The organism is Amycolatopsis silviterrae (genome assembly GCF_042684085.1).
Classification (GTDB): Bacteria; Actinomycetota; Actinomycetes; order Mycobacteriales; family Pseudonocardiaceae; genus Amycolatopsis; species Amycolatopsis silviterrae.
Map to the genome: position 1 here is coordinate 60,340 of NZ_JBHUKS010000018.1, position 17,457 is coordinate 77,796.

The window sequence follows — 17,457 nt, forward strand, 5'->3', positions numbered from 1 at the left end:
AAGTACCGCATCGCGCGTCTTGTGCCACTCCCCTCGGCACGGTTTCCCGGCCAAACTCGAAGCATGACTACCGCACTGCTGCTGATCGACGTCCAGCAAGGCTTCGACGACGCCGCGTTCTGGGGCCCGCGCAACAACCCCGGCGCGGAGGCGAACATGAGGGCGCTGCTGCGGGCCTGGCAGGACCGCCGCGACCCGGTCGTGCTCGTGCACCACGATTCGGTCACGCCGGGTTCGCCGCTGCGTCCTGGCCAGCCCGGCAACGACTTCAAACCCGAACTCGACGGTGCCCGCCCCGACCTGGTGTTCGGCAAGAAGGTGAACTCTGCCTTCCTCGGCGACGTCGACCTGGACGCGTGGTTCAAGACCCGCGGCATAACCAGCTTCGTGCTGGCCGGGATCCAGACCAACTTCTGCTGCGAAACCACCGCGCGCATGGGCGGAAACCTGGGCTACGACGTCACTTTCGCCCTGGACGCGACCTTCACCTTCGACCTGGAAGGCCCGGACGGCACCGTCATGACCGCCGACGAGCTGTACCGCGCGACCGCGACAAACCTGCACGGCGACCGCTTCGCGACAGTCAAGTCCACCAAGGAGATTCTCACGCTCGATCGATGACTGCGCGCAGAAACTCCTTCGTGCGCTCGTGCTCCGGCGCGGTGAACAGCCGGTCCGGCGGCGCGTCCTCCAGCACCTGACCGCGGTCGAACATCATCACCCGATCCGACACCTCACGCGCGAACTGCATCTCATGCGTCACACACAGAATCGTGATGTCCGTGGTGGCCGCGATCTCCCGGAGCACCCGCAGCACCTCGGCGACCAGCTCCGGGTCCAGCGCCGACGTGATCTCGTCCAGCAGCAGCACCTCGGGCCGCATCGCCAGCGCGCGGGCGATCGCGACGCGCTGCTGCTGGCCGCCGGACAGCTGCGCCGGATGCGCGTCCGCCTTGTCCGCGAGGCCGACCAGTTCGAGCAGTTCGATCGCGCGCGCCTCAGCGTCCGCAGTGGACAGTCCGAGCACGCGGACCGGTGCCTCGGTGATGTTTTGCCGCACTCGCATGTTCGGGAAGAGGTTGAACTGCTGGAACACCATCCCGATCCGGCGGCGCATCCCGCGCAGGTACTTTTCGTCCGCCGGAACGAGTTTTCCGCGGCGCGGCATGTGGCTCAACGGCTGGCCGCCGACCTCGATCGTGCCGCCGTCGACCTTCTCCAGCGTCATCAGCAGGCGCAGGATGGTCGTCTTGCCGGAGCCGCTCGGGCCGATCAGCGAGACGAATTCCCCTGGCGCGACGGCGAAATCCAGTTCGCGCAGCACGGTGGTGCCGCCGAATTTCTTCACGACCCGGTCGAACCGGATCATCGGTTCATCTGCTGAGGCCAAAACGACGCTCCAGGAATCGCACGAGCAGGGAAGCCGGATAGCTCAGCACGAGGAAAAGCACGCCCGCCAGGGTGAGCGGTTCGACGTACCGGAAGTTCAGGGAGCCGACCTCGAACGCGGCCCCGGCGAGATCGAGCACGCCGATCGCCAGCAGCAGCGGGGTTTCCTTGAACATCGAGATCGTGTAGTTGCCGAGCGCGGGCAGCACCCGGGGGATCGCCTGCGGCAGGATCACCCGCAGCCAGGTGCGCGCCCGTGGCAGGCTGAGCGCCACCGCGGCTTCCCACTGTCCTTTCGGGACAGCTTCGATCCCGGCGCGGTACACCTCCGACGTGTAAGTCGCGTAGTGCAAGCCGAGCCCGAGTACTCCGGCGACCAGCGGCGAAAGCGTGACGCCGAATTGCGGCAGTACGAAAAACAGGAAGAACAGCTGCACCAGCAACGGAGTGCTGCGCACGAATTCCACGATCAGCCAGATCACCCAGCTGAGCACGCGGATCCCCGAGCGGCGCAGGATCGCGAACACCAGCCCGAGCACGTACGCGAGGAGCGCGCCGAGGACGGTCGCCTCGAAGGTGATCAGGAGTCCCTCCAACACCGAGGGAAGCACCTTCCACAGATAGTCCCAGTCCCAGCTCATGTGCCCGCCCCGCTGAGTGCGGCCCGCCGTGGCGCGCGGCCCACTCGCACGGCTGCCCGCCGTTCCAGCACCTTCATTCCGCTGGTGATCAGAATTGAGAGGACCAGGTAGAACACCAGCACGATGGTCCAGATCAGCGCGGCCTGCCCGGTGTAGCGCGTCACCAGCACCTGGCTCGCTTGATAGGTCATCTCGGGCACGGTGATGAACGTGAGCAGCGCGGTGCCCTTGAGCAGCTGGATGAACAGATTCGTGAACGGCGGCACCATGTCCACGAACGCCTGCGGCAGGATGACCCGTCGCATCCGCTGTGCCGGCGTGAAGTTGAGCGCGACACAGCCTTCCCGTTGTTCGCGCGGCACCGCCTGTACCGCGCCGCGCACGATCTCCGCGCCGTACGCGCCGAAGTTCAGGCCCAGCACCACAATGCCGGACCACAACGGCAGGATCTGGAAACCGGTGAGCACCGGCAACGCGAAGTAGATCCAGAAAAGCTGGACCACCTCCGAGGTTCCGCGCCACACCTCGACGTAGACCCGGGTGATCGCGCGCAGCACTGCGAACCGCGACAGCATCGCCAGCCCGGCCAGGAACGAAAGCACGGTGGCGAGCAGGATTCCGCCGACGGTCGCCTCGATCGTCAGCAGCAGACCGTCGGCGACGGTGGAGACGAACAGTCCGAAGTGGTCGAACATCAGCCGTCCACCGCCCTGTCAGGAAGCCGAGCAGAGCTGTTCGGTCGTGACGTCGGCGGGTGGCAGGTTGTCCTTGGTGAAGCCGAACGGCTTGACGATCTCCAGCCATTGGCCGTTTTGGTGCAGCTTCGCCAGCTCAGCGTTGAACGCGGTCACGAGATCGCTGTCGCTCTTGCGGAACACGAATCCGCCGGCCTGGATTTGTTTCTTGCCTTGCACTTCCGGCACGAAACCGTTTGTCACTTCCAGCGCTGCGCCCGGATTCTGCTTCAGCAGGGCCTTCAACGAGATGTCGGTGAGTGCGCCGGCGTACGCGCGGTTCGCCTGCAACGCCTGCAGCATTTGCGGTTGGCCGTCGTAGGTCTGCAGCTGACTGTCCGGGATCCCGGTCGCCTTGGCCACCTGCTGCTCGACGGTGCCGGACAGCACCGCCAGGTTCACGCCCTTCGTCTTGATGTCTTCGAAGGTCAGCACCTGCTTCGGATTTCCTTTGGGCAGCAGGAAAGCCGTCGGCGTCACGTAGTCGACCGCGGAATACGCCGCTTGTTTGCAGCGGTCCGGCAAGATCGCCATTCCCGCCGCGACCATGTCGTACTGTCCGGCGGCGAGCGCGGGGATGAGCTGCTTGAACTCGACCTGGGTCGCGTCGACCTTCGCGATGCCGATGTTCTTGAACACCGCCTTGGCGACCTCCGGCGATTCGCCGGTCACATTGCCGCCGTCGGTGTAGCCGTAGGGAATTTCGCCGGCGATGCCGACCTTGATCGTGCCCGCTTTCTTCGCCCGTTCCAGCGCACCGCCGCCGCTTTGCCCTTGGGGTGCTTCGGTGCAAGCGGCCGCGAACGCGGCCCCGCTCAGCACCACCGCTCCGGACGCGGCCAGCCGGAAGAAGTCCCGGCGCTTCCAGTCGTCGTGACCCATGTCTGCGGCCCCTTCGCCCTGATCGGGCCGCGTGCCCGCGACCTCGATTTCCGGTCACGGCCTGCCAGGGACCCCACCCGCGAAGCTGGCGGCAGTGACGCCGACAAGGATCGAACGTAGGTGCCGGTCGCGGCGCGGTCAAAGATTCGCTTGCGTCCGGTCGTTTCTGTTACCGATTAGAAACGCGCTGTCCGGCGCATTTCCCGGTGCCAGCGAAAAATGATCACCGGGAAATGTGCGCTGGCCCTGCGGTTTCCGTCCGCGTCGCGACACCGGGCTTCACGCTGAATGACCGAGCGGCTACGCACCGGCCAATCCGTGCCGCTCGCGGATCAATTCCACGATCCCGGCCATGATGTCGGTCAGCTCGTAGTCCTTGGGCGTGAACACGCGCGCGATGCCGCGTTCGGTCAGCAGCGCGGCGTCGTCCGGCGGGATGATGCCGCCCACGATCACCGGGATGTCGCCCGCCCCGGCCGCGCGCAGGCCGTCGACCACGAGCGGCACGACCTCCAAATGCGACCCGGACAGCACCGACAGCCCGACCACGTGCACGCCCTCTTGGACGGCGGCCGCGACAATCTGGTCCGGGGTCAGCCGGATGCCCTGGTAGATCACCTCGAACCCGACGTCCCGAGCCCGCACCGCGACCTGCTCGGCCCCGTTGGAATGCCCGTCCAGCCCAGGCTTCCCCACGAGAATCCGCAGCCGCTCCCCCATTTCGGACTCGGTACGGCGGACCAGTTCGCGAACGCGCTCCAGCTCCGGATCACCCTGTCCGGGTGCCGCCGCGGCGGAAACTCCCGTGGGTGCCCGGTATTCGCCGAACACCTCGCGCAGCGCGCCCGACCATTCGCCGGTCGTCACGCCCGCCCGCGCACAGTCCACAGTGGCCTCGAACAGATTGTCCGAAGTGGACGCTTTGGCCTTCAGCGCGGCGAGCGCCTCGGCCACTGCGGCGTTATCCCGCTCCTCGCGCCACTTCTCCACCGAAGCGACCGCGGCCTTCTCCACCGCCGGGTCAATAGTCTCGATCGCCTTGGCGCCTTCGGCCTGCAACGGCGACGGCTCGGTGGTCTCGAACTTGTTGACCCCCACCAGAATCCGCTCGCCGTTCTCCATCCCCCGCCGGTACTCCGCGAGCGACGAAACCAGCTGCGACTTCATGTACCCGCTCTCGACCGCGGCCACCGCACCGCCGAGATCCTGTACCCGCGCGATTTCCTCGCGCGCGCCGGAAACGATCTCGTCCACTTTGGCCTGAACGACGTGCGAGCCGTCGAAAATGTCCTCGTACTCCAGCAGATCCGTCTCGAACGCGAGCACCTGCTGCATCCGCAGCGCCCACTGCTGGTCCCACGGCCGGGGCAGGCCGAGCGCCTCGTTCCACGCCGGCAGCTGGATCGCCCGCGCCCGCGAACCGCGCGACAGCGAAACCGCCAGCATCTCCAGCACGATCCGCTGGACGTTGTTCTCCGGCTGCGCCTCGGTCAGCCCCAGCGAGTTCACCTGGACGCCGTACCGCAGCCGCCGTGCCTTCGGGTTCTCCACGCCGTAACGCTCGCGCGTCAGCTCGTCCCACAGCTGCGTGAACGCGCGCATCTTGCACATCTCTTCGACGAACCGGACGCCCGCGTTGACGAAGAACGAAATCCGCGCGACGACCTTCTCCATGTCGGCCTGGTCGACCTGCCCGGAGTCGCGCACCGCGTCCAGCACGGCGATCGCGGTGCACAGCGCGTACGCGACCTCCTGCGTCGGCGTCGCGCCCGCCTCCTGCAGGTGGTAGCTGCAGATGTTGATCGGGTTCCACTTCGGCACGTGGTGCACGGTCCACGCGATCATGTCGGTGATCAGCCGGAGGCTCGGTCCCGGCGGGAAGATGTAGGTGCCGCGGGACAGGTACTCCTTGATGATGTCGTTCTGCGTGGTGCCGGTGAGCTTGGCCAGCACCTCGTCGACGTCGCGGCCCTCGGCCTCCGCCTGCTCGCGGGCCACCGAGACGTACAGCGCGAGCAGCCACATCGCCGGGGCGTTGATCGTCATCGAGGTGTTCGCCTCGGCGAGCGGGATGCCGTCGAACAGCAGCCGCATGTCGCCGATGTGCGACACCGGCACCCCGACCTTGCCGACCTCGCCGCGCGCGAGCACGTGGTCCGGGTCGTAGCCGGTCTGCGTCGGCAGGTCGAAGGCGACCGACAGCCCGGTCTGCCCCTTCGCGAGGTTCCGGCGGTAAAGCTCGTTGGACGCGGCGGCGGACGAATGACCCGCATAGGTGCGCATCACCCAGGGCCGGTCGCGCTCGTGGTCGGTGGGGTACGGCACGGTGCACCTCTCTTCGCCGAGACGACCGCCCGAGTGTACCCGCCGGTAACTTAATCGGCGGAGTGGATTCGGCCACGCCCGGGTGACGCGCCGGGCCGGACGACCACTACCCCGCGGTCGAGGTCGACCGTACCCAGCGGCGGCGCTCCCTGCGCTTCTTCGTCGAGAGTCATCTCCACCGAATCCCGGTGTTCCAGCTCGTTGCGCTTGGTGCCGTAGAGGAACGCGGTGACCTCGTCGAGGTATGTCGAGGACAGCCGCGCCTTGAGCCGCGACGGCTTGTTCCGGCGGCGCAGCTCCCACCCGCCGACGATCAGCAGCGCGATGGTGGCGACCGGCAGCGAGAGACCCAGCAAGGTCAGCAGCATGTTTCACCCAACGACCGGCGCGCGCGAAGCGTTCCGTCCGATCAGGTCGGCGACCTCGGCGGCGTCCGGAACGGCCATCAGCTCTGGCAGGATCGGGGACCAGGCCGGCCGCGACCGGTGGCCCTCCGCTTGGTGGCCGTGGGGCGGAAGTCGATCGTGCCGTCGCCGTCGCCGTGGTCGCGGACTCGCGGCGGACGGAGGCCGGCGAGCTGAGCCCAGCGGAACTCGGTGCCGGGCGGCCGCGGCGAGACGAAGACCAGCCTGCGATCGGTGACCAGATAGCTGGTCCCGGCGACAAAGCCGCGGCGCTCGACCGCGGTCCCGACGAGCAGGCCGAGCACGACGATCCAGCCGAGCAGGCCCCCGTAGCTCAGGTCGAAGCTCGCGGCCAGCGCCGCGGCGGCCAGAGCAGGATCGCGACCGTGAGGTAGTAGTGGAAGTCGCGGTAGCGCCGCCACCCGGACCAGAGCAGTTGTTCGCCTTCAGCCAGCGGGTACCTGAGGCCTCCTCGCAGTCGAAGAAAGCACGCTGTCCGGTTCGCCGGGGTTGCCCGCCCCGCCGCTCCGCTGTGACGGAAATCCGCGAGACGACGGCCGATCCGGGATCTACCGTGGTCAACCGTGACGTGGAGCGGGTACGGCAGTTATCTGGTGATCGTGGTCCTCATCGTGCTCGCGCCGGGGCCGGACACGATGGTGATGCTGAAGAACGCGCTGTCCGGCGGGGCGCGGGGCGGGCTGCTGGCCACGGCGGGCATCCTCGCCGGCAACGCGGTGCAGGGCACGGCCGCCGCGCTCGGGCTCGGCGTGGTCATCGCCCGCTCGCAGCCGGTGTTCCTCACGCTCAAGTGGCTCGGCGCGGCGTACCTGCTGTTCCTCGGCTTCCAGGCGCTGCGCGGCGCGTGGCGCGGCAACTACGACACCGTCGCCGACCCCCAGCGCAAACGCGCCAGCGGCTTCCGGCGGTGGCGCGAGGGGTTCCTGTCGAACATCACGAACCCCAAGGTGCTGGTGCTCTACCTGTCCGTGCTGCCGCAGTTCCTCGACCCGGTGCGCACGACCACCCTGGACGCGCTGCTGCTCGCCTACACGGTCGCCGTGCTCGGCACGATCTGGCTGCTGGTCCTCCTGTTCTTCGTGCACCGCGTCCGCGCGTGGCTGGGCCGCCGCCGGGTCCGCCGCGCGCTGGACGGGATGACCGGCACCGCGCTGGTCGGGTTCAGCGCGGCGCTGGCGTTGGAATCCTGACCACCCTCGTGAGTGGTGGCGCCGGTGAGAACCGGCATTGCCACTCACGAGAAGTCAGAGCACGTCGTCCAGCCAGTCGTAGATCCGGCCGTTCGCGAGCCGCATCGCGCCGACGTGGCAGTGTGCGTCCGCGCCCTCCTCCGCGGTGAAGTTGAGCAGCTTCTTCGGGCCGCTGATCCGGTCGTACAACTGCTGCGGCTCGCCGGTGAAGAACAGGTCCTCCGGAGCGTCGCAGATCAGCGCCGGGCAGGTGATGCGCTCGGCCACCCCGTCGTAGAGGTGGTACTCGAGGTACTTCGCCAGGAACTCGCGATCGGTCGCGCCGCCCATCACGTAGCGGCCGTGGCCCAGCGCCCAGCGGACGGTGGGGCTCTGCTCCTTCGCGGCGGCTAGAAAGGCATCCAGTTCGGGATCTTCCGGCGCGTTCGCCCGGCGGATGACCTCGTCGCGGTCCCACGGGAGCTGCTGCGCGAACGCCGCCCCCGCGTCGAAGAGCCCGTCCACCGCGACGACGGCGGACAGCCGCGGTTCGAACGCGGCGGCGCGGGGCGCGAGCATCCCGCCGAGGCTCCAGCCGATCAGCGCGACCTTCTCCGGGATCACCCGCGGGTCGGCGAGAGCGTAGTCGAGCACCTGGCCGACGACGTGCTCCCAATCCGGGCGGAACAGCATCCCGTCGCGGTGCACGGCGCTCGGCTGGCCGGGGCCGTCGAAGGTCAGCACGTGGTAGCCGCGTTCCTGGCCCGCGGTCGCGCCCATGAAGTGCAGGTCCTCGGCGCTGCCGTCGAACCCGTTGTGCACCACAAGGAGCGGCTTCGGACCGTCGCCGGGAGCGGTATAGAAGTAGCCGCGCAGGACGTGGCCGTCGTACGGGATTTCGATCCGCTCGACGTTGTCGATCGACTCCACCGCGCGCTGGAAACACTCGACGTTGCGCTCGTAGGCGTAGTTGATCCGCGGGTCCTCGGGGTTGCCGTGCAAGAAAAACTCGGCGCGGCGGTAGTACGTGGAGGCGCGCAGGTACGCGTCGCGCGCGCTGACCGGGTGCATGGTGGCGGCCTCGGCGTACAGCCGCTCGGCACCAGCGAGCCAGGCGTCGTGCCAGCTGTCGTAGTCACCGGACTTGATGTTCGACGCGATCGCGACGACCTCGCCGAAATCCGCGCCGCCGTAGGCGATCTGGCCCAGCGCGATCAGCGTCTCGAACCAGAATTGCGGGTCGTCTTCGAACAGCAGCGGCTTCATCGGATCTCCTCTTTCGCGAAGGTGCGGAAGTCACGAGCGGGTCGTCCGGTGACCCGCTCGACGGTGTCGGTCACGCGGTCCTCGGCCCCGCCGCGGATCGCCTCGTCCAGCAAGGCGAGCATTTCGGCGTAGTCCGCGGGAAGGCCGTCGCGGACCAGGAATCGCTGGTAGTCAAGGGTGGAAACCGGCGCGTGCACGACCGGATGGCCGAGCCGTTTCCCGACGATCTCGGCGGCCTCGGCGTAGCTGAGCGCGCGCGGGCCGGTGATGAGGTGGTCGGTGTTGTGCGGCTCCGGATCGAGCAGCGCGCGGACCGCGACCGCGGCGATGTCGCCCGCGTCCACGAACGCCACCCGGGCGTCGCCGGTCGCCGTGACGATCCGGCCCGCGCGCGCACTGTCGCCGACCAGCTGCCCGGCGGTGAAGTTCTGCATGAACCACGACGGCCGCAGCACTGCCCAGCCGGGCTGGCGGCGGACCAGACCGGGCAGCCCGCCGATCACCGGCGTGTGTTCGTCCACCGAGGACGAGCTGAGCAGCACGACGCGCGCGTCCGGCGCGTGCTGGAGAAACGCCTCGACGAGCGGCTGCGGCTCGGCCGCGACCGGCGCGATCAGGTAGACCGCCGAGACCCCGTCCAGCGCCGGGCCGTACGTCGCGGGCTCGTCCCAGTCGAACCGGATCTGGCCTGGCTTAACGGGATTCCGAGTCGCCGCACGCGGCCGTACGCCCGCGGCTTCGAGCCCGTGCACGACGCGGCTGCCGGTGGTGCCGGTCGAGCCGAGCACGAGGACGTCAGACACCCGGCACCCCGAGAACGTCGATCACGGCGAGCGGGCTCCAGTAGTCGCGGTACCGGCGGATCAGCCCGTCGCGGACGGTCAGTACCACGACGTAGCGCAGGCGGTACGGCTTCTGCGTGGCGACCGCGATGCCAGCCAGCTCGAACTCCGTGATCGAGACCTCCGGGTCGGTCGTCTGGTGCACGGTCTTCGCGACGATCTCGCGGTGGTCGAGCAGGTTCGGATAGTCGCTCAGGTACTCGGTGAGTGCCGCGCGGCCTTCGACGCGCTCCGGCCGTCCTGGCGCGGCGAACGGGAACTCGGCCACGGCGTCCTCGGCGAACAGCTCCAGGAAACCGGCCATGTCGTGCCGGATCAGCAGGTCAAGCGCGTGATCGATGAGCGCCATCGAACCCCTCCTCAGAAATGGACGAGACGGTATCGTCTCGACGTCGACCGTACACGGGACGGGACCGTCTCGTCCACCCGCTATGCTGATCGGCATGACAACGCGCCGGACGCCGACCGGGGCTGCCGTTCTGCAGCCCGACGTCACTTTCGCCATCACCGAAGCCGTGATCGACGAACTCGCCGACCACGGTTTCGGCAGGCTGTCGATGGAAGCGGTCGCGAAACGCGCGGGCGTCGGAAAGAGCGCGCTATACCGGCGCTGGCCGTCGCGCGACGAAATGATCGGCGCGGTCATCGCGGAATTCAGCGTGGCGCGCGCGGTGGACCCGGACACCGGCAGCCTGCGCGGCGACCTCCGGGCCACGCTGCAGGCGCTCTACGAATGGATCACGCATCCGCGGTTTTCGCGGATTTTCCCCGGGCTGATCGCGGAGGCCCGGCAAAACCCGGCAATGGCCGAATTCGCCCGCATCACGATCGGCGGACCGCGCCGGGCGATCAACCGAGCGGTGTTCACGAGGGCGATCGAGCGCGGGGAAATCCCGGCGGATACGGATGTCGAACTGGCGCTGGATATGGGCGCGGGGATTGTCTACTGGCGGCTGATCGTGCGTGGGGTTCCGGCTGGGGAGGAGTATTTGGATCAGGTGACGGACATGGTGGTGCGCGCGTTGACGTGCTCGTGAGTGTTTATGCCGGTTAGAACCCAATGCCGGGAACCGAAGCCGCGTCGCCTCGGCCTGCTTTCGTCCACAATGGACGCAACCTGCGCCGAAACACCCGATTGATGCCTGTCTGACCGTATCTTCTCGTCCGTGAGGGGACCCCTGAGGGAATCTGATTCCCTCAGGGTTCCCCTCACGGACCGCAAACCCGCTCCGGCACCGTCAGCGCCGGCTTAAGCTACGCGGCATTGGGTTAGAACCGGCATAAACACTCACGAGCCGCAGCTCAAGCCCGCTCCGGCTCCCCCGTCACCCGGTCGATCCGGGCACCCAGCCGGTTCAAGTTCTCCACGAAATGCGGATACCCCCGGTCAATGTGGAACACGTCCCACACCTCGGTCACCCCGTCCGCGCACAGTCCGGCCAGCACCAAGCCGGCGCCTGCCCGGATGTCCGACGCCCACACCGGCGCGCTCGACAGCTTCTCCACGCCCCGGACCACCGCGTGGTGGCCGTCCGTGCGGGCGTCGCCGGAGAGCCGGATCATTTCCTCGATGAAGCGGAACCTCGCCTCGTACACGTTTTCCGTGATCATCGACGTGCCCTCGGACACCGCCGACAGCGCGACCGCGAACGGCTGCAGGTCGGTGGCGAAGCCGGGGTACGGCAGGGTCACCCAGTCCACCGCCTTCGGGCGTTCCGGCTGGACGACGCGGAAACCCTTGTCGTCGTAGGTGGTGACCTCCGCGCCGGCCAGGCGCAGTTTGTCCAGGACCAGGTCGAGGTGGTGCGGGTTCACTCCGCGCACGGTCAGGTCACCGCGGGTCATCGACGCGGCGAAAGCCCAGGTCGCGCCTACGATCCGGTCGCCGATCACGCGGTGTTCGGTCGGGTGCAGTGCCTCGACGCCGTGGACGGTGAGCGTCGAGGTGCCCGCGCCCTCGATTTTCGCGCCCATCTCGGTCAGCATCGTGCAGATATCAGCGATTTCCGGCTCGCGGGCGGCGTTGTCGATCACCGTCGTGCCCTCGGCCAGCACCGCCGCCATCAGGATGTTCTCGGTCGCGCCGACGCTCGGGAAGTCCAGCCAGATCTGCGTGCCCACCAGCGTTTCGGCCTTCGCCACTACGCAACCGTGCTCGATGGTGCTCGTCGCGCCGAGCTTGCGGAGGCCGTTCTGGTGCATGTCCAGCGGACGCTGGCCGATCGCGTCGCCGCCGGGCAGTGCGACGACCGCCTGCTTCAGCCGGCCGACCAGCGGGCCGAGCACGCACACCGAGGCGCGCAGCTTGCCCATCGCCGCCGAATCGGCGCGGTGCGACAGCTCCGCGGGCGTGGTGATGCGCGCCGTGTCGCCCTCGATCTCCACCTCGCAGCCGACGCTGCGCAGGACGTCGCCCATCAGCGGGACGTCCAGGATCTGCGGGCAGTTCGTGATGGTCGTGGTGCCCTCGGCCAGCAGGGCCGCGGCCATCAGTTTCAGCACGCTGTTCTTGGCGCCGACCACGTCGACCTCGCCGACCAGCCGCGCTCCGCCATGCACGTCGAAGTGCTCGCTCATGGCCGCCAATCATGCCCTCTCGCCCAGTTTTGCCCGAACCCGGGCCGGTAGAGTCGGGCGCATGGTGGTTCGTATCAACCGGGTCTACACGAAGGTCGGCGACAGCGGCACGACCGCGCTCGGCGACGGGTCCCGGGTGCCCAAGACTTCCGCCCGGCTGTCCGCCTACGCCGACACCGACGAGGCGAATTCCGTGCTCGGCCTGGCGATCGCGCTCGGCGGGCTCCCCGACGAGATCGCGGGCGTGCTGCGCCGGATCCAGAACGACCTGTTCGACGTCGGCGCGGACCTGTGCCTGCCGATCCAGGAAGACCCGCCCTACGAGCCGCTGCGCATCACCGAGGCGTACCTGGAACGGCTCGAAGGCTGGTGTGACGACTTCAACGAGCGGCTCCCGAAGCTCACGTCTTTCATCCTTCCGGGCGGCACCCCGGGCGCGGCTTTCCTGCACCAGGCGCGCACCGTCTCCCGCCGCGCGGAACGGTCGGCGTGGGCGCTGATGGAGGCCGAGCCGGAGACCTCGAACCCGGTCGCGGCCAAGTACCTGAACCGGCTGTCCGACCTGCTGTTCATCCTCGCCCGGCTGGCCAACCCGGAAGGGGACGTGCTGTGGCAGCCGGGCGGCTGATCGCGGCCGGTGGTGCCTCCGTCGTCGCGGCGGCGGGCCTCGCGGCAGGCGGCTGGGCGGCGCGCAACCTCAAGACGTACGACTGGGCGATGGCCCGCACCCGGCGGGCCGGATTCACCGAACACGACGCGGTGATCAACGGCTCGAAGCTCCACTACGCCGCCGGCCCGGCCGGAGCCAAGCCAGCCTTGCTGCTGATCCACGGCCAGGCCGTCGACTGGCAGAGCTACGCGCGGGTGCTGCCGGAGCTGGCGCGCGACTTCACGGTGTACGCGGTCGACGTCCACGGACACGGCCAGTCCGCCCGGACGCCGGAGAAGTACACCGCGGCCGCGATCGGCGCCGACCTGGCCCGGTTCGTCGAAGAGGTGATCGGAACGCGGGTCATCGTGTCCGGGCACTCATCGGGCGGGCAGCTGGCGGCCTGGCTCGCCGGGAACCGGCCGGATCTGGTCAAGGCGGTCGTGCTGGAGGACCCGCCGCTGTTCACCACCCTGCTGCCGCGCGCGGAGAAGACCTGGAACTGGGTCGACCTCGCCACCGCCTGCCACACGTACCTGCACTCCGGCGAATCCGACTGGGGCGCTTACCTGTTCGCGCACCAGAAGCTGTGGGACTTCTTCGGCGACGGCGCGGAGCGGATCGTCCGATCTGGCCTCAAGCGCCGGGAAAAGCATCCGGACGAGCCGATCACGGTGTTCTTCATGCCGTCGAGCTGGAACGACATGCAACGCGCGGTCGAGCACTACGACCCGCGCTTCGGGGACGCGTTCTACACCGGAGCTTGGGACGACGGCTTCGATCACGAGGCGACGCTGCGCAAGATCGAAGCGCCGGCGATCCTGATCCACGCGAACTGGAAGCACGGTGACGACGGCGTCCTGCTGGGCGCGATCGACGCGGACGACGCGCGGCAGATCGCTTCGCTGATCTCGGACGTCGAGGTAGTGCGAGTGGACAGCGGACACAACGTGCACGGAGAGAAACCGGCACGCTTCGCCGAGATCGTCCGCTCGGTTACCGCCCGGACCAGTTAGCTTCCTGCGCGGCCCAGTAGCGCTCGTAGTCGACGTTCCACGTCGAGTCACTGCCCGGCTCGACGGCCTGGGCCAGCGTGAGGTCCTCGAGCCGCACCGGCTCCGGCAGGGTCCGCCAGCGGCGGGCCCGGTCTTCCCGTTCTCGGGCGTCCATGGCTCAAGAATAGCGCCGAGCCGCCCGGTGCACGAGCAGCAAAAAGCCCGCCACCGCGGTGACGGGCTTTGCGGAAAAACTCACGAGGCTCGCGGCAGCCTTCGCCCCGGCGGAGCCGACTCCAGCCACGACAGGAAGCCGGTCAGCGCACCCGGGCCCATCGCGATCTCGATCGCTTCCTGGTCCGAGGACTCGCAGCGCAGCACCGTCGACCCCTCAGGCACCGCGTACGCTTCGGACCCGGACGGATCCCGCCGGTCGGCGATCTGCATGCTTTCCCGCTGGAACACGCGATCCGGGCCGGTGCGCAGGCTCCACACGCGGTACCAGACGAATTTCTCGCCCTCGTACCGGCCGAGGCCGAGATGCCAGCTCGAACGGGGGCTGTCCGGACGCCACCGCAGCGCGACGCTGACGCCGCCGCCGCGGCGCATCCGGATCCACCGCTGGCCGTACCAGCCGACCACGACGACGAGCACGATCAGGAGCACTAGCACCACCACAGCGATCTGCACGGCCCGGCTCCTGCCCGTCTCGTCCGGTCAGACCGACTGTCCGGCCGCGCGGAGCTGGGCCGTGGCCCTCGTCCGCTCCGCCTCGTCGCCGGTGCTGAGGGCCGCCTTCGCGGCGGCCACGTCGATTTCGTCGGACAGCTCGGCGCTCTCCGCGAGCACGCTCACCCCGGTCGCGGTGACGGACAGGAATCCGCCGTGCACCGCGGCGGTCAGCACGTCGCCGTCCGTCGTGTTCACCTTCACCACGCCACCCTCGACGAGCTGGCCGAGCACCGGCTCGTGTCCGGGCATGATGCCGATCTCGCCCTCGGTGGTCTGCGCCACCACGAAGGTGGCGGTACCCGACCAGAGCCGGCGCTCGACGGCAACCAGCTCCACGGACATCTCAGCCACGTAGCACTCCTTCGCTCGGGGTGTCACCACCGAGTGTAATAGGTCTTGCTTCGGTTACGAGAACGGCGGGGGCCGGTGTCCACAATGGACAGTGCCCCCGCCGGTCTCACGCACTCACTTGCCGGTGATCTCGTGGTACTTCTTCTCGAGGTCCTCGAGCCCGCCAATGCCCAGGAACGCCTGCTCCGGGTAGTGGTCGAAGTCGCCCTTGGTGATGCGGTCGAACGACTCGATGGTCTCGGACAGCGGCACCGTGGAGCCCGGGATCTGCGTGAAGGCCTCGGCCACCAGCATGTTCTGCGACAGGAACCGCTCGATCCGGCGCGCCCGCTGCACGGTCAGCTTGTCCTCTTCGGAAAGCTCGTCCATGCCGAGGATCGCGATGATGTCCTGCAGCTCCTTGTACTTCTGCAGGATCCGGATGACCTCGGAGGCGACGCGGTAGTGGTCCTCGCCGACGATCGCCGGGTCGAGAATCGTCGACGTCGACGCCAGCGGGTCCACCGCCGGGAAGATGCCCTTCTGGAACACCGACCGGGAAAGCTCGGTGGTGGCGTCCAGGTGGGCGAACGTCGCGGCAGGGGCCGGGTCGGTGTAGTCGTCCGCGGGGACGTAGATCGCCTGCATCGAGGTGATCGAACGGCCCCGGGTCGAGGTGATCCGCTCCTGCAGCTGGCCCATCTCGTCGGCCAGCGTCGGCTGGTAGCCCACCGCCGAAGGCATGCGGCCCAGCAGGGTCGACACCTCGGAACCGGCCTGGGTGAACCGGAAGATGTTGTCGATGAACAGCAGCACGTCCTGGTTCTGGACGTCGCGGAAGTACTCCGCCATGGTCAGCGCGGACAGCGCGACGCGCATACGCGTGCCCGGCGGCTCGTCCATCTGGCCGAACACGAGGGCGGTGTCGTTGATGACGCCGTCCTCGGACATCTCCAGGAAGAGGTCGTTGCCCTCACGGGTGCGCTCGCCGACGCCGGCGAACACCGACGTACCGCCGAAGTTCCGGGCGACACGGGTGATCATTTCCTTGATCAGCACCGTCTTGCCCACGCCCGCGCCGCCGAACAGGCCGATCTTGCCGCCCTGCACGTACGGGGTCAGCAGGTCGACGACCTTCAGGCCGGTCTCCAGCATCTCCGTCTTGCCTTCGAGCTGGTCGAAGGACGGCGGGTTGCGGTGGATGCCCCAGCGCTCGAGGTCGTCGCCGTAGCCGGGCTCGTCGAGGCACTCGCCGAGCGCGTTGTAGACGTGGCCCTTGACCTTGTCGCCCACCGGAACGGTGATCGGGCCGCCGGTGTCGGTGACCTCCGCGCCGCGGACGAGGCCGTCCTGCGGCTGCAGCGAAATGGTGCGCACGAGGTTGTCGCCGAGGTGGGCCGCGACCTCGAGCGTCACCGTCTTGCGCAGCTGCTCGAACTCGATCTCGCACTTGAGCGCGTTGAACTGGTCGGGGACGGAACCGCGCGGGAACTCGACGTCGACGACCGGCCCGGTCACCGAGACGATGCGCCCCTTGGCGCGCGGGGCTTCAGTAGTGGTCATCAATCATCACTTCCTGCTGCGGTGAGCGCGTTCGCGCCACCGACGATTTCGGAGATCTCCTGGGTGATCTGCGCCTGGCGGGCCTGGTTCATCTCCCGCGTCAGGGTGCCGACCAGGTCGTTCGCGTTGTCCGACGCGGCCTTCATCGCCGTACGGCGGGCCGCCAGCTCCGAGGCCGCGGACTCCAGCAGCGCCGAGTACAGCCGGGTGTTGATGTACTTCGGCAGCAGCGCGGAGAGCAGCTTGTCGGCGCTGGGCTCGAACTCGTAGCTCGGCAGCAGACCGGCCGGCTTCTCGTCCTCGCCCTCGGAGTACTCGACCTCGAGCGGCGCGACGCGCTTGGCGACCGGGCGCTGCGTCAGCATCGACACGAACTCGGTGTAGACGACGTGAATCTCGTCCACGCCCGTGATGCCGTCCGCGTTGCCCGAGGCGTCATCGACGCCCGCGTTGAAGGACTGCACCAGCGTCTCGGCCGCCGCGACCGCGTCCGGGTAGCCGGGCTGGTCGGAGAACCCGATCCAGCTGCCGGTGACCGGGCGGTTGCGGAACCGGTAGTAGTTCAGGCCCTTGCTGCCGGTCGTGTAGACGTCGACCTCCTTGCCTTCCTTCTTCAGGAGGGCAAGCAGTTCCTCGGTCGCCTTCAGCACGTTGGAGTTGTAACCGCCGCACTGGCCCTTGTCACTGGTGACGACCAGGACGGCGGCGCGCTTCGGGTTCGGGCGCTCGACCAGGAGCGGGTGGTCGAGGTTGGCCGCCGCGCCGGCCAGCGCCGAGAGCACCTTGGTGATCTCGTCCGCGTACGGCCGGGAAGCGGCGACCTTCGCGCGCGCCTTGGTGATGCGCGCGGTGGCGATGAGTTCCATCGCCTTGGTGATCTTGCCGATCGACTTCGTCGCCTTGATGCGCGAGCGAAGCTCCCGGAGTTGTGCGGCCAT

At 68.4% G+C, this 17,457-nt stretch carries 21 protein-coding genes; 5 read left to right on the forward strand and 16 right to left on the reverse strand.

The genetic code is table 11. The annotated features are described in order from the left end of the window. Nucleotides 1–63: 63 nt before the first annotated feature. Complete coding sequence (locus ACFSVL_RS25560) at nt 64–621, forward strand: cysteine hydrolase family protein (RefSeq protein WP_378308080.1); 558 nt, start codon at nt 64–66, stop codon at nt 619–621. Here the strand turns inward: ACFSVL_RS25560 and ehuA are convergent. The 7 genes from ehuA to ACFSVL_RS25595 all read right to left on the reverse strand — a co-directional run bounded on the left by ehuA (nt 605) and on the right by ACFSVL_RS25595 (nt 6,797). Continuing rightward, nucleotides 605–1,369: an ectoine/hydroxyectoine ABC transporter ATP-binding protein EhuA gene (gene ehuA / locus ACFSVL_RS25565; RefSeq protein WP_378308081.1), complete on the reverse strand. Its 765-nt coding sequence runs from the start codon at nt 1,367–1,369 to the stop codon at nt 605–607. The two genes, ACFSVL_RS25560 and ehuA, sit on opposite strands and share 17 nt — an antisense overlap. Before the next feature lie 4 nt (nt 1,370–1,373). Next, complete coding sequence (gene ehuD / locus ACFSVL_RS25570) at nt 1,374–2,030, reverse strand: ectoine/hydroxyectoine ABC transporter permease subunit EhuD (RefSeq protein ID WP_378308082.1); 657 nt, start codon at nt 2,028–2,030, stop codon at nt 1,374–1,376. Beyond that, a complete protein-coding gene (ehuC, locus tag ACFSVL_RS25575) occupies nt 2,027–2,725 on the reverse strand; it encodes an ectoine/hydroxyectoine ABC transporter permease subunit EhuC (RefSeq protein ID WP_378308083.1) in 699 nt (232 codons plus the stop codon). The genes ehuD and ehuC overlap by 4 nt, the downstream gene beginning before the upstream one ends. A gap of 18 nt (nt 2,726–2,743) precedes the next feature. Further along, nucleotides 2,744–3,646: an ectoine/hydroxyectoine ABC transporter substrate-binding protein EhuB gene (gene ehuB / locus ACFSVL_RS25580; RefSeq protein WP_378308084.1), complete on the reverse strand. Its 903-nt coding sequence runs from the start codon at nt 3,644–3,646 to the stop codon at nt 2,744–2,746. A gap of 300 nt (nt 3,647–3,946) precedes the next feature. Next, the gene (locus ACFSVL_RS25585) at nt 3,947–5,971 is read right to left on the reverse strand and encodes a protein meaA (protein WP_378308085.1); all 2,025 of its coding nucleotides are present in this window, start codon (nt 5,969–5,971) and stop codon (nt 3,947–3,949) included. A 50-nt stretch (nt 5,972–6,021) separates the two neighbouring features. Continuing rightward, nucleotides 6,022–6,339: a DUF6191 domain-containing protein gene (locus ACFSVL_RS25590; protein WP_378308086.1), complete on the reverse strand. Its 318-nt coding sequence runs from the start codon at nt 6,337–6,339 to the stop codon at nt 6,022–6,024. 77 nt (nt 6,340–6,416) lie between these two features. Then, a complete protein-coding gene (locus ACFSVL_RS25595; protein ID WP_378308087.1) occupies nt 6,417–6,797 on the reverse strand; it encodes a hypothetical protein in 381 nt (126 codons plus the stop codon). Between the two features lie 162 nt (nt 6,798–6,959). Between ACFSVL_RS25595 and ACFSVL_RS25600 the strand changes: the two genes are divergently transcribed. Then, complete coding sequence (locus ACFSVL_RS25600) at nt 6,960–7,586, forward strand: LysE family translocator (RefSeq protein ID WP_378308088.1); 627 nt, start codon at nt 6,960–6,962, stop codon at nt 7,584–7,586. Between the two features lie 54 nt (nt 7,587–7,640). On the opposite strand, the gene ACFSVL_RS25605 is transcribed toward ACFSVL_RS25600, so the two are convergent. The 3 genes from ACFSVL_RS25605 to ACFSVL_RS25615 are packed head-to-tail and all read right to left on the reverse strand — an operon-like array spanning nt 7,641 to nt 10,022. Continuing rightward, nucleotides 7,641–8,831 carry an alpha/beta hydrolase family protein gene (locus ACFSVL_RS25605; RefSeq protein WP_378308089.1) on the reverse strand — a complete coding sequence of 397 codons (1,191 nt, stop codon included), beginning with the start codon at nt 8,829–8,831 and terminating at the stop codon, nt 7,641–7,643. After that, entirely contained in the window at nt 8,828–9,634 is an 807-nt protein-coding gene (locus ACFSVL_RS25610; protein WP_378308090.1) for an NmrA family NAD(P)-binding protein, read from the reverse strand. The genes ACFSVL_RS25605 and ACFSVL_RS25610 overlap by 4 nt, the downstream gene beginning before the upstream one ends. Beyond that, complete coding sequence (locus ACFSVL_RS25615; protein WP_378308091.1) at nt 9,627–10,022, reverse strand: nuclear transport factor 2 family protein; 396 nt, start codon at nt 10,020–10,022, stop codon at nt 9,627–9,629. Before ACFSVL_RS25615 ends, ACFSVL_RS25610 begins: the two co-directional genes overlap by 8 nt. 94 nt (nt 10,023–10,116) lie before the next feature. Between ACFSVL_RS25615 and ACFSVL_RS25620 the strand changes: the two genes are divergently transcribed. Then, on the forward strand, nt 10,117–10,710 hold the full coding sequence (locus ACFSVL_RS25620) for a TetR/AcrR family transcriptional regulator (RefSeq protein WP_378308092.1): 594 nt from the start codon (nt 10,117–10,119) through the stop codon (nt 10,708–10,710). A gap of 265 nt (nt 10,711–10,975) precedes the next feature. Here ACFSVL_RS25620 and murA read toward each other — a convergent pair whose 3' ends face one another. Then, nucleotides 10,976–12,250, reverse strand: a complete 1,275-nt coding sequence (gene murA / locus ACFSVL_RS25625; RefSeq protein WP_378308093.1) for a UDP-N-acetylglucosamine 1-carboxyvinyltransferase — start codon at nt 12,248–12,250, stop codon at nt 10,976–10,978. Nucleotides 12,251–12,311: 61 nt separating this feature from the next. On the opposite strand from murA, the gene ACFSVL_RS25630 reads away from it, so the two are divergent. Then, nucleotides 12,312–12,878 (forward strand): cob(I)yrinic acid a,c-diamide adenosyltransferase, encoded by a 567-nt coding sequence (locus ACFSVL_RS25630; protein ID WP_378308094.1) that lies wholly within the window; start codon nt 12,312–12,314, stop codon nt 12,876–12,878. Next, the gene (locus ACFSVL_RS25635; protein WP_378308095.1) at nt 12,860–13,915 is read left to right on the forward strand and encodes an alpha/beta fold hydrolase; all 1,056 of its coding nucleotides are present in this window, start codon (nt 12,860–12,862) and stop codon (nt 13,913–13,915) included. Before ACFSVL_RS25630 ends, ACFSVL_RS25635 begins: the two co-directional genes overlap by 19 nt. Here ACFSVL_RS25635 and ACFSVL_RS25640 read toward each other — a convergent pair. The 5 genes from ACFSVL_RS25640 to ACFSVL_RS25660 all read right to left on the reverse strand — a co-directional run bounded on the left by ACFSVL_RS25640 (nt 13,896) and on the right by ACFSVL_RS25660 (nt 17,457). Then, the gene (locus ACFSVL_RS25640; RefSeq protein WP_378308096.1) at nt 13,896–14,069 is read right to left on the reverse strand and encodes a hypothetical protein; all 174 of its coding nucleotides are present in this window, start codon (nt 14,067–14,069) and stop codon (nt 13,896–13,898) included. The genes ACFSVL_RS25635 and ACFSVL_RS25640 overlap by 20 nt on opposite strands. An 80-nt stretch (nt 14,070–14,149) precedes the next feature. Then, nucleotides 14,150–14,584, reverse strand: coding sequence for a DUF2550 domain-containing protein (locus ACFSVL_RS25645; RefSeq protein ID WP_037815359.1), 435 nt, complete (start codon nt 14,582–14,584; stop codon nt 14,150–14,152). 27 nt (nt 14,585–14,611) lie between these two features. Next, nucleotides 14,612–14,977 (reverse strand): F0F1 ATP synthase subunit epsilon, encoded by a 366-nt coding sequence (locus ACFSVL_RS25650; protein ID WP_009082582.1) that lies wholly within the window; start codon nt 14,975–14,977, stop codon nt 14,612–14,614. Nucleotides 14,978–15,091: 114 nt separating this feature from the next. After that, entirely contained in the window at nt 15,092–16,519 is a 1,428-nt protein-coding gene (gene atpD / locus ACFSVL_RS25655; RefSeq protein ID WP_378308097.1) for a F0F1 ATP synthase subunit beta, read from the reverse strand. Then, nucleotides 16,519–17,457, reverse strand: a complete 939-nt coding sequence (locus ACFSVL_RS25660; protein WP_378308098.1) for a F0F1 ATP synthase subunit gamma — start codon at nt 17,455–17,457, stop codon at nt 16,519–16,521. The genes atpD and ACFSVL_RS25660 overlap by 1 nt, the downstream gene beginning before the upstream one ends.

Coding starts and splice junctions, on each gene's coding strand:
- ACFSVL_RS25560 (WP_378308080.1), top strand. CDS start 64: ATGACTACCGCACTGCTGCTGATCGACGTCCAGCAAGGCTTCGACGAC.
- ehuA (WP_378308081.1), bottom strand. CDS start 1,369: ATGATCCGGTTCGACCGGGTCGTGAAGAAATTCGGCGGCACCACCGTG.
- ehuD (WP_378308082.1), bottom strand. CDS start 2,030: ATGAGCTGGGACTGGGACTATCTGTGGAAGGTGCTTCCCTCGGTGTTG.
- ehuC (WP_378308083.1), bottom strand. CDS start 2,725: ATGTTCGACCACTTCGGACTGTTCGTCTCCACCGTCGCCGACGGTCTG.
- ehuB (WP_378308084.1), bottom strand. CDS start 3,646: ATGGGTCACGACGACTGGAAGCGCCGGGACTTCTTCCGGCTGGCCGCG.
- ACFSVL_RS25590 (WP_378308086.1), bottom strand. CDS start 6,339: ATGCTGCTGACCTTGCTGGGTCTCTCGCTGCCGGTCGCCACCATCGCG.
- ACFSVL_RS25605 (WP_378308089.1), bottom strand. CDS start 8,831: ATGAAGCCGCTGCTGTTCGAAGACGACCCGCAATTCTGGTTCGAGACG.
- ACFSVL_RS25615 (WP_378308091.1), bottom strand. CDS start 10,022: ATGGCGCTCATCGATCACGCGCTTGACCTGCTGATCCGGCACGACATG.
- ACFSVL_RS25620 (WP_378308092.1), top strand. CDS start 10,117: ATGACAACGCGCCGGACGCCGACCGGGGCTGCCGTTCTGCAGCCCGAC.
- murA (WP_378308093.1), bottom strand. CDS start 12,250: ATGAGCGAGCACTTCGACGTGCATGGCGGAGCGCGGCTGGTCGGCGAG.
- ACFSVL_RS25630 (WP_378308094.1), top strand. CDS start 12,312: ATGGTGGTTCGTATCAACCGGGTCTACACGAAGGTCGGCGACAGCGGC.
- ACFSVL_RS25640 (WP_378308096.1), bottom strand. CDS start 14,069: ATGGACGCCCGAGAACGGGAAGACCGGGCCCGCCGCTGGCGGACCCTG.
- atpD (WP_378308097.1), bottom strand. CDS start 16,519: ATGACCACTACTGAAGCCCCGCGCGCCAAGGGGCGCATCGTCTCGGTG.
- ACFSVL_RS25660 (WP_378308098.1), bottom strand. CDS start 17,457: ATGGCCGCACAACTCCGGGAGCTTCGCTCGCGCATCAAGGCGACGAAG.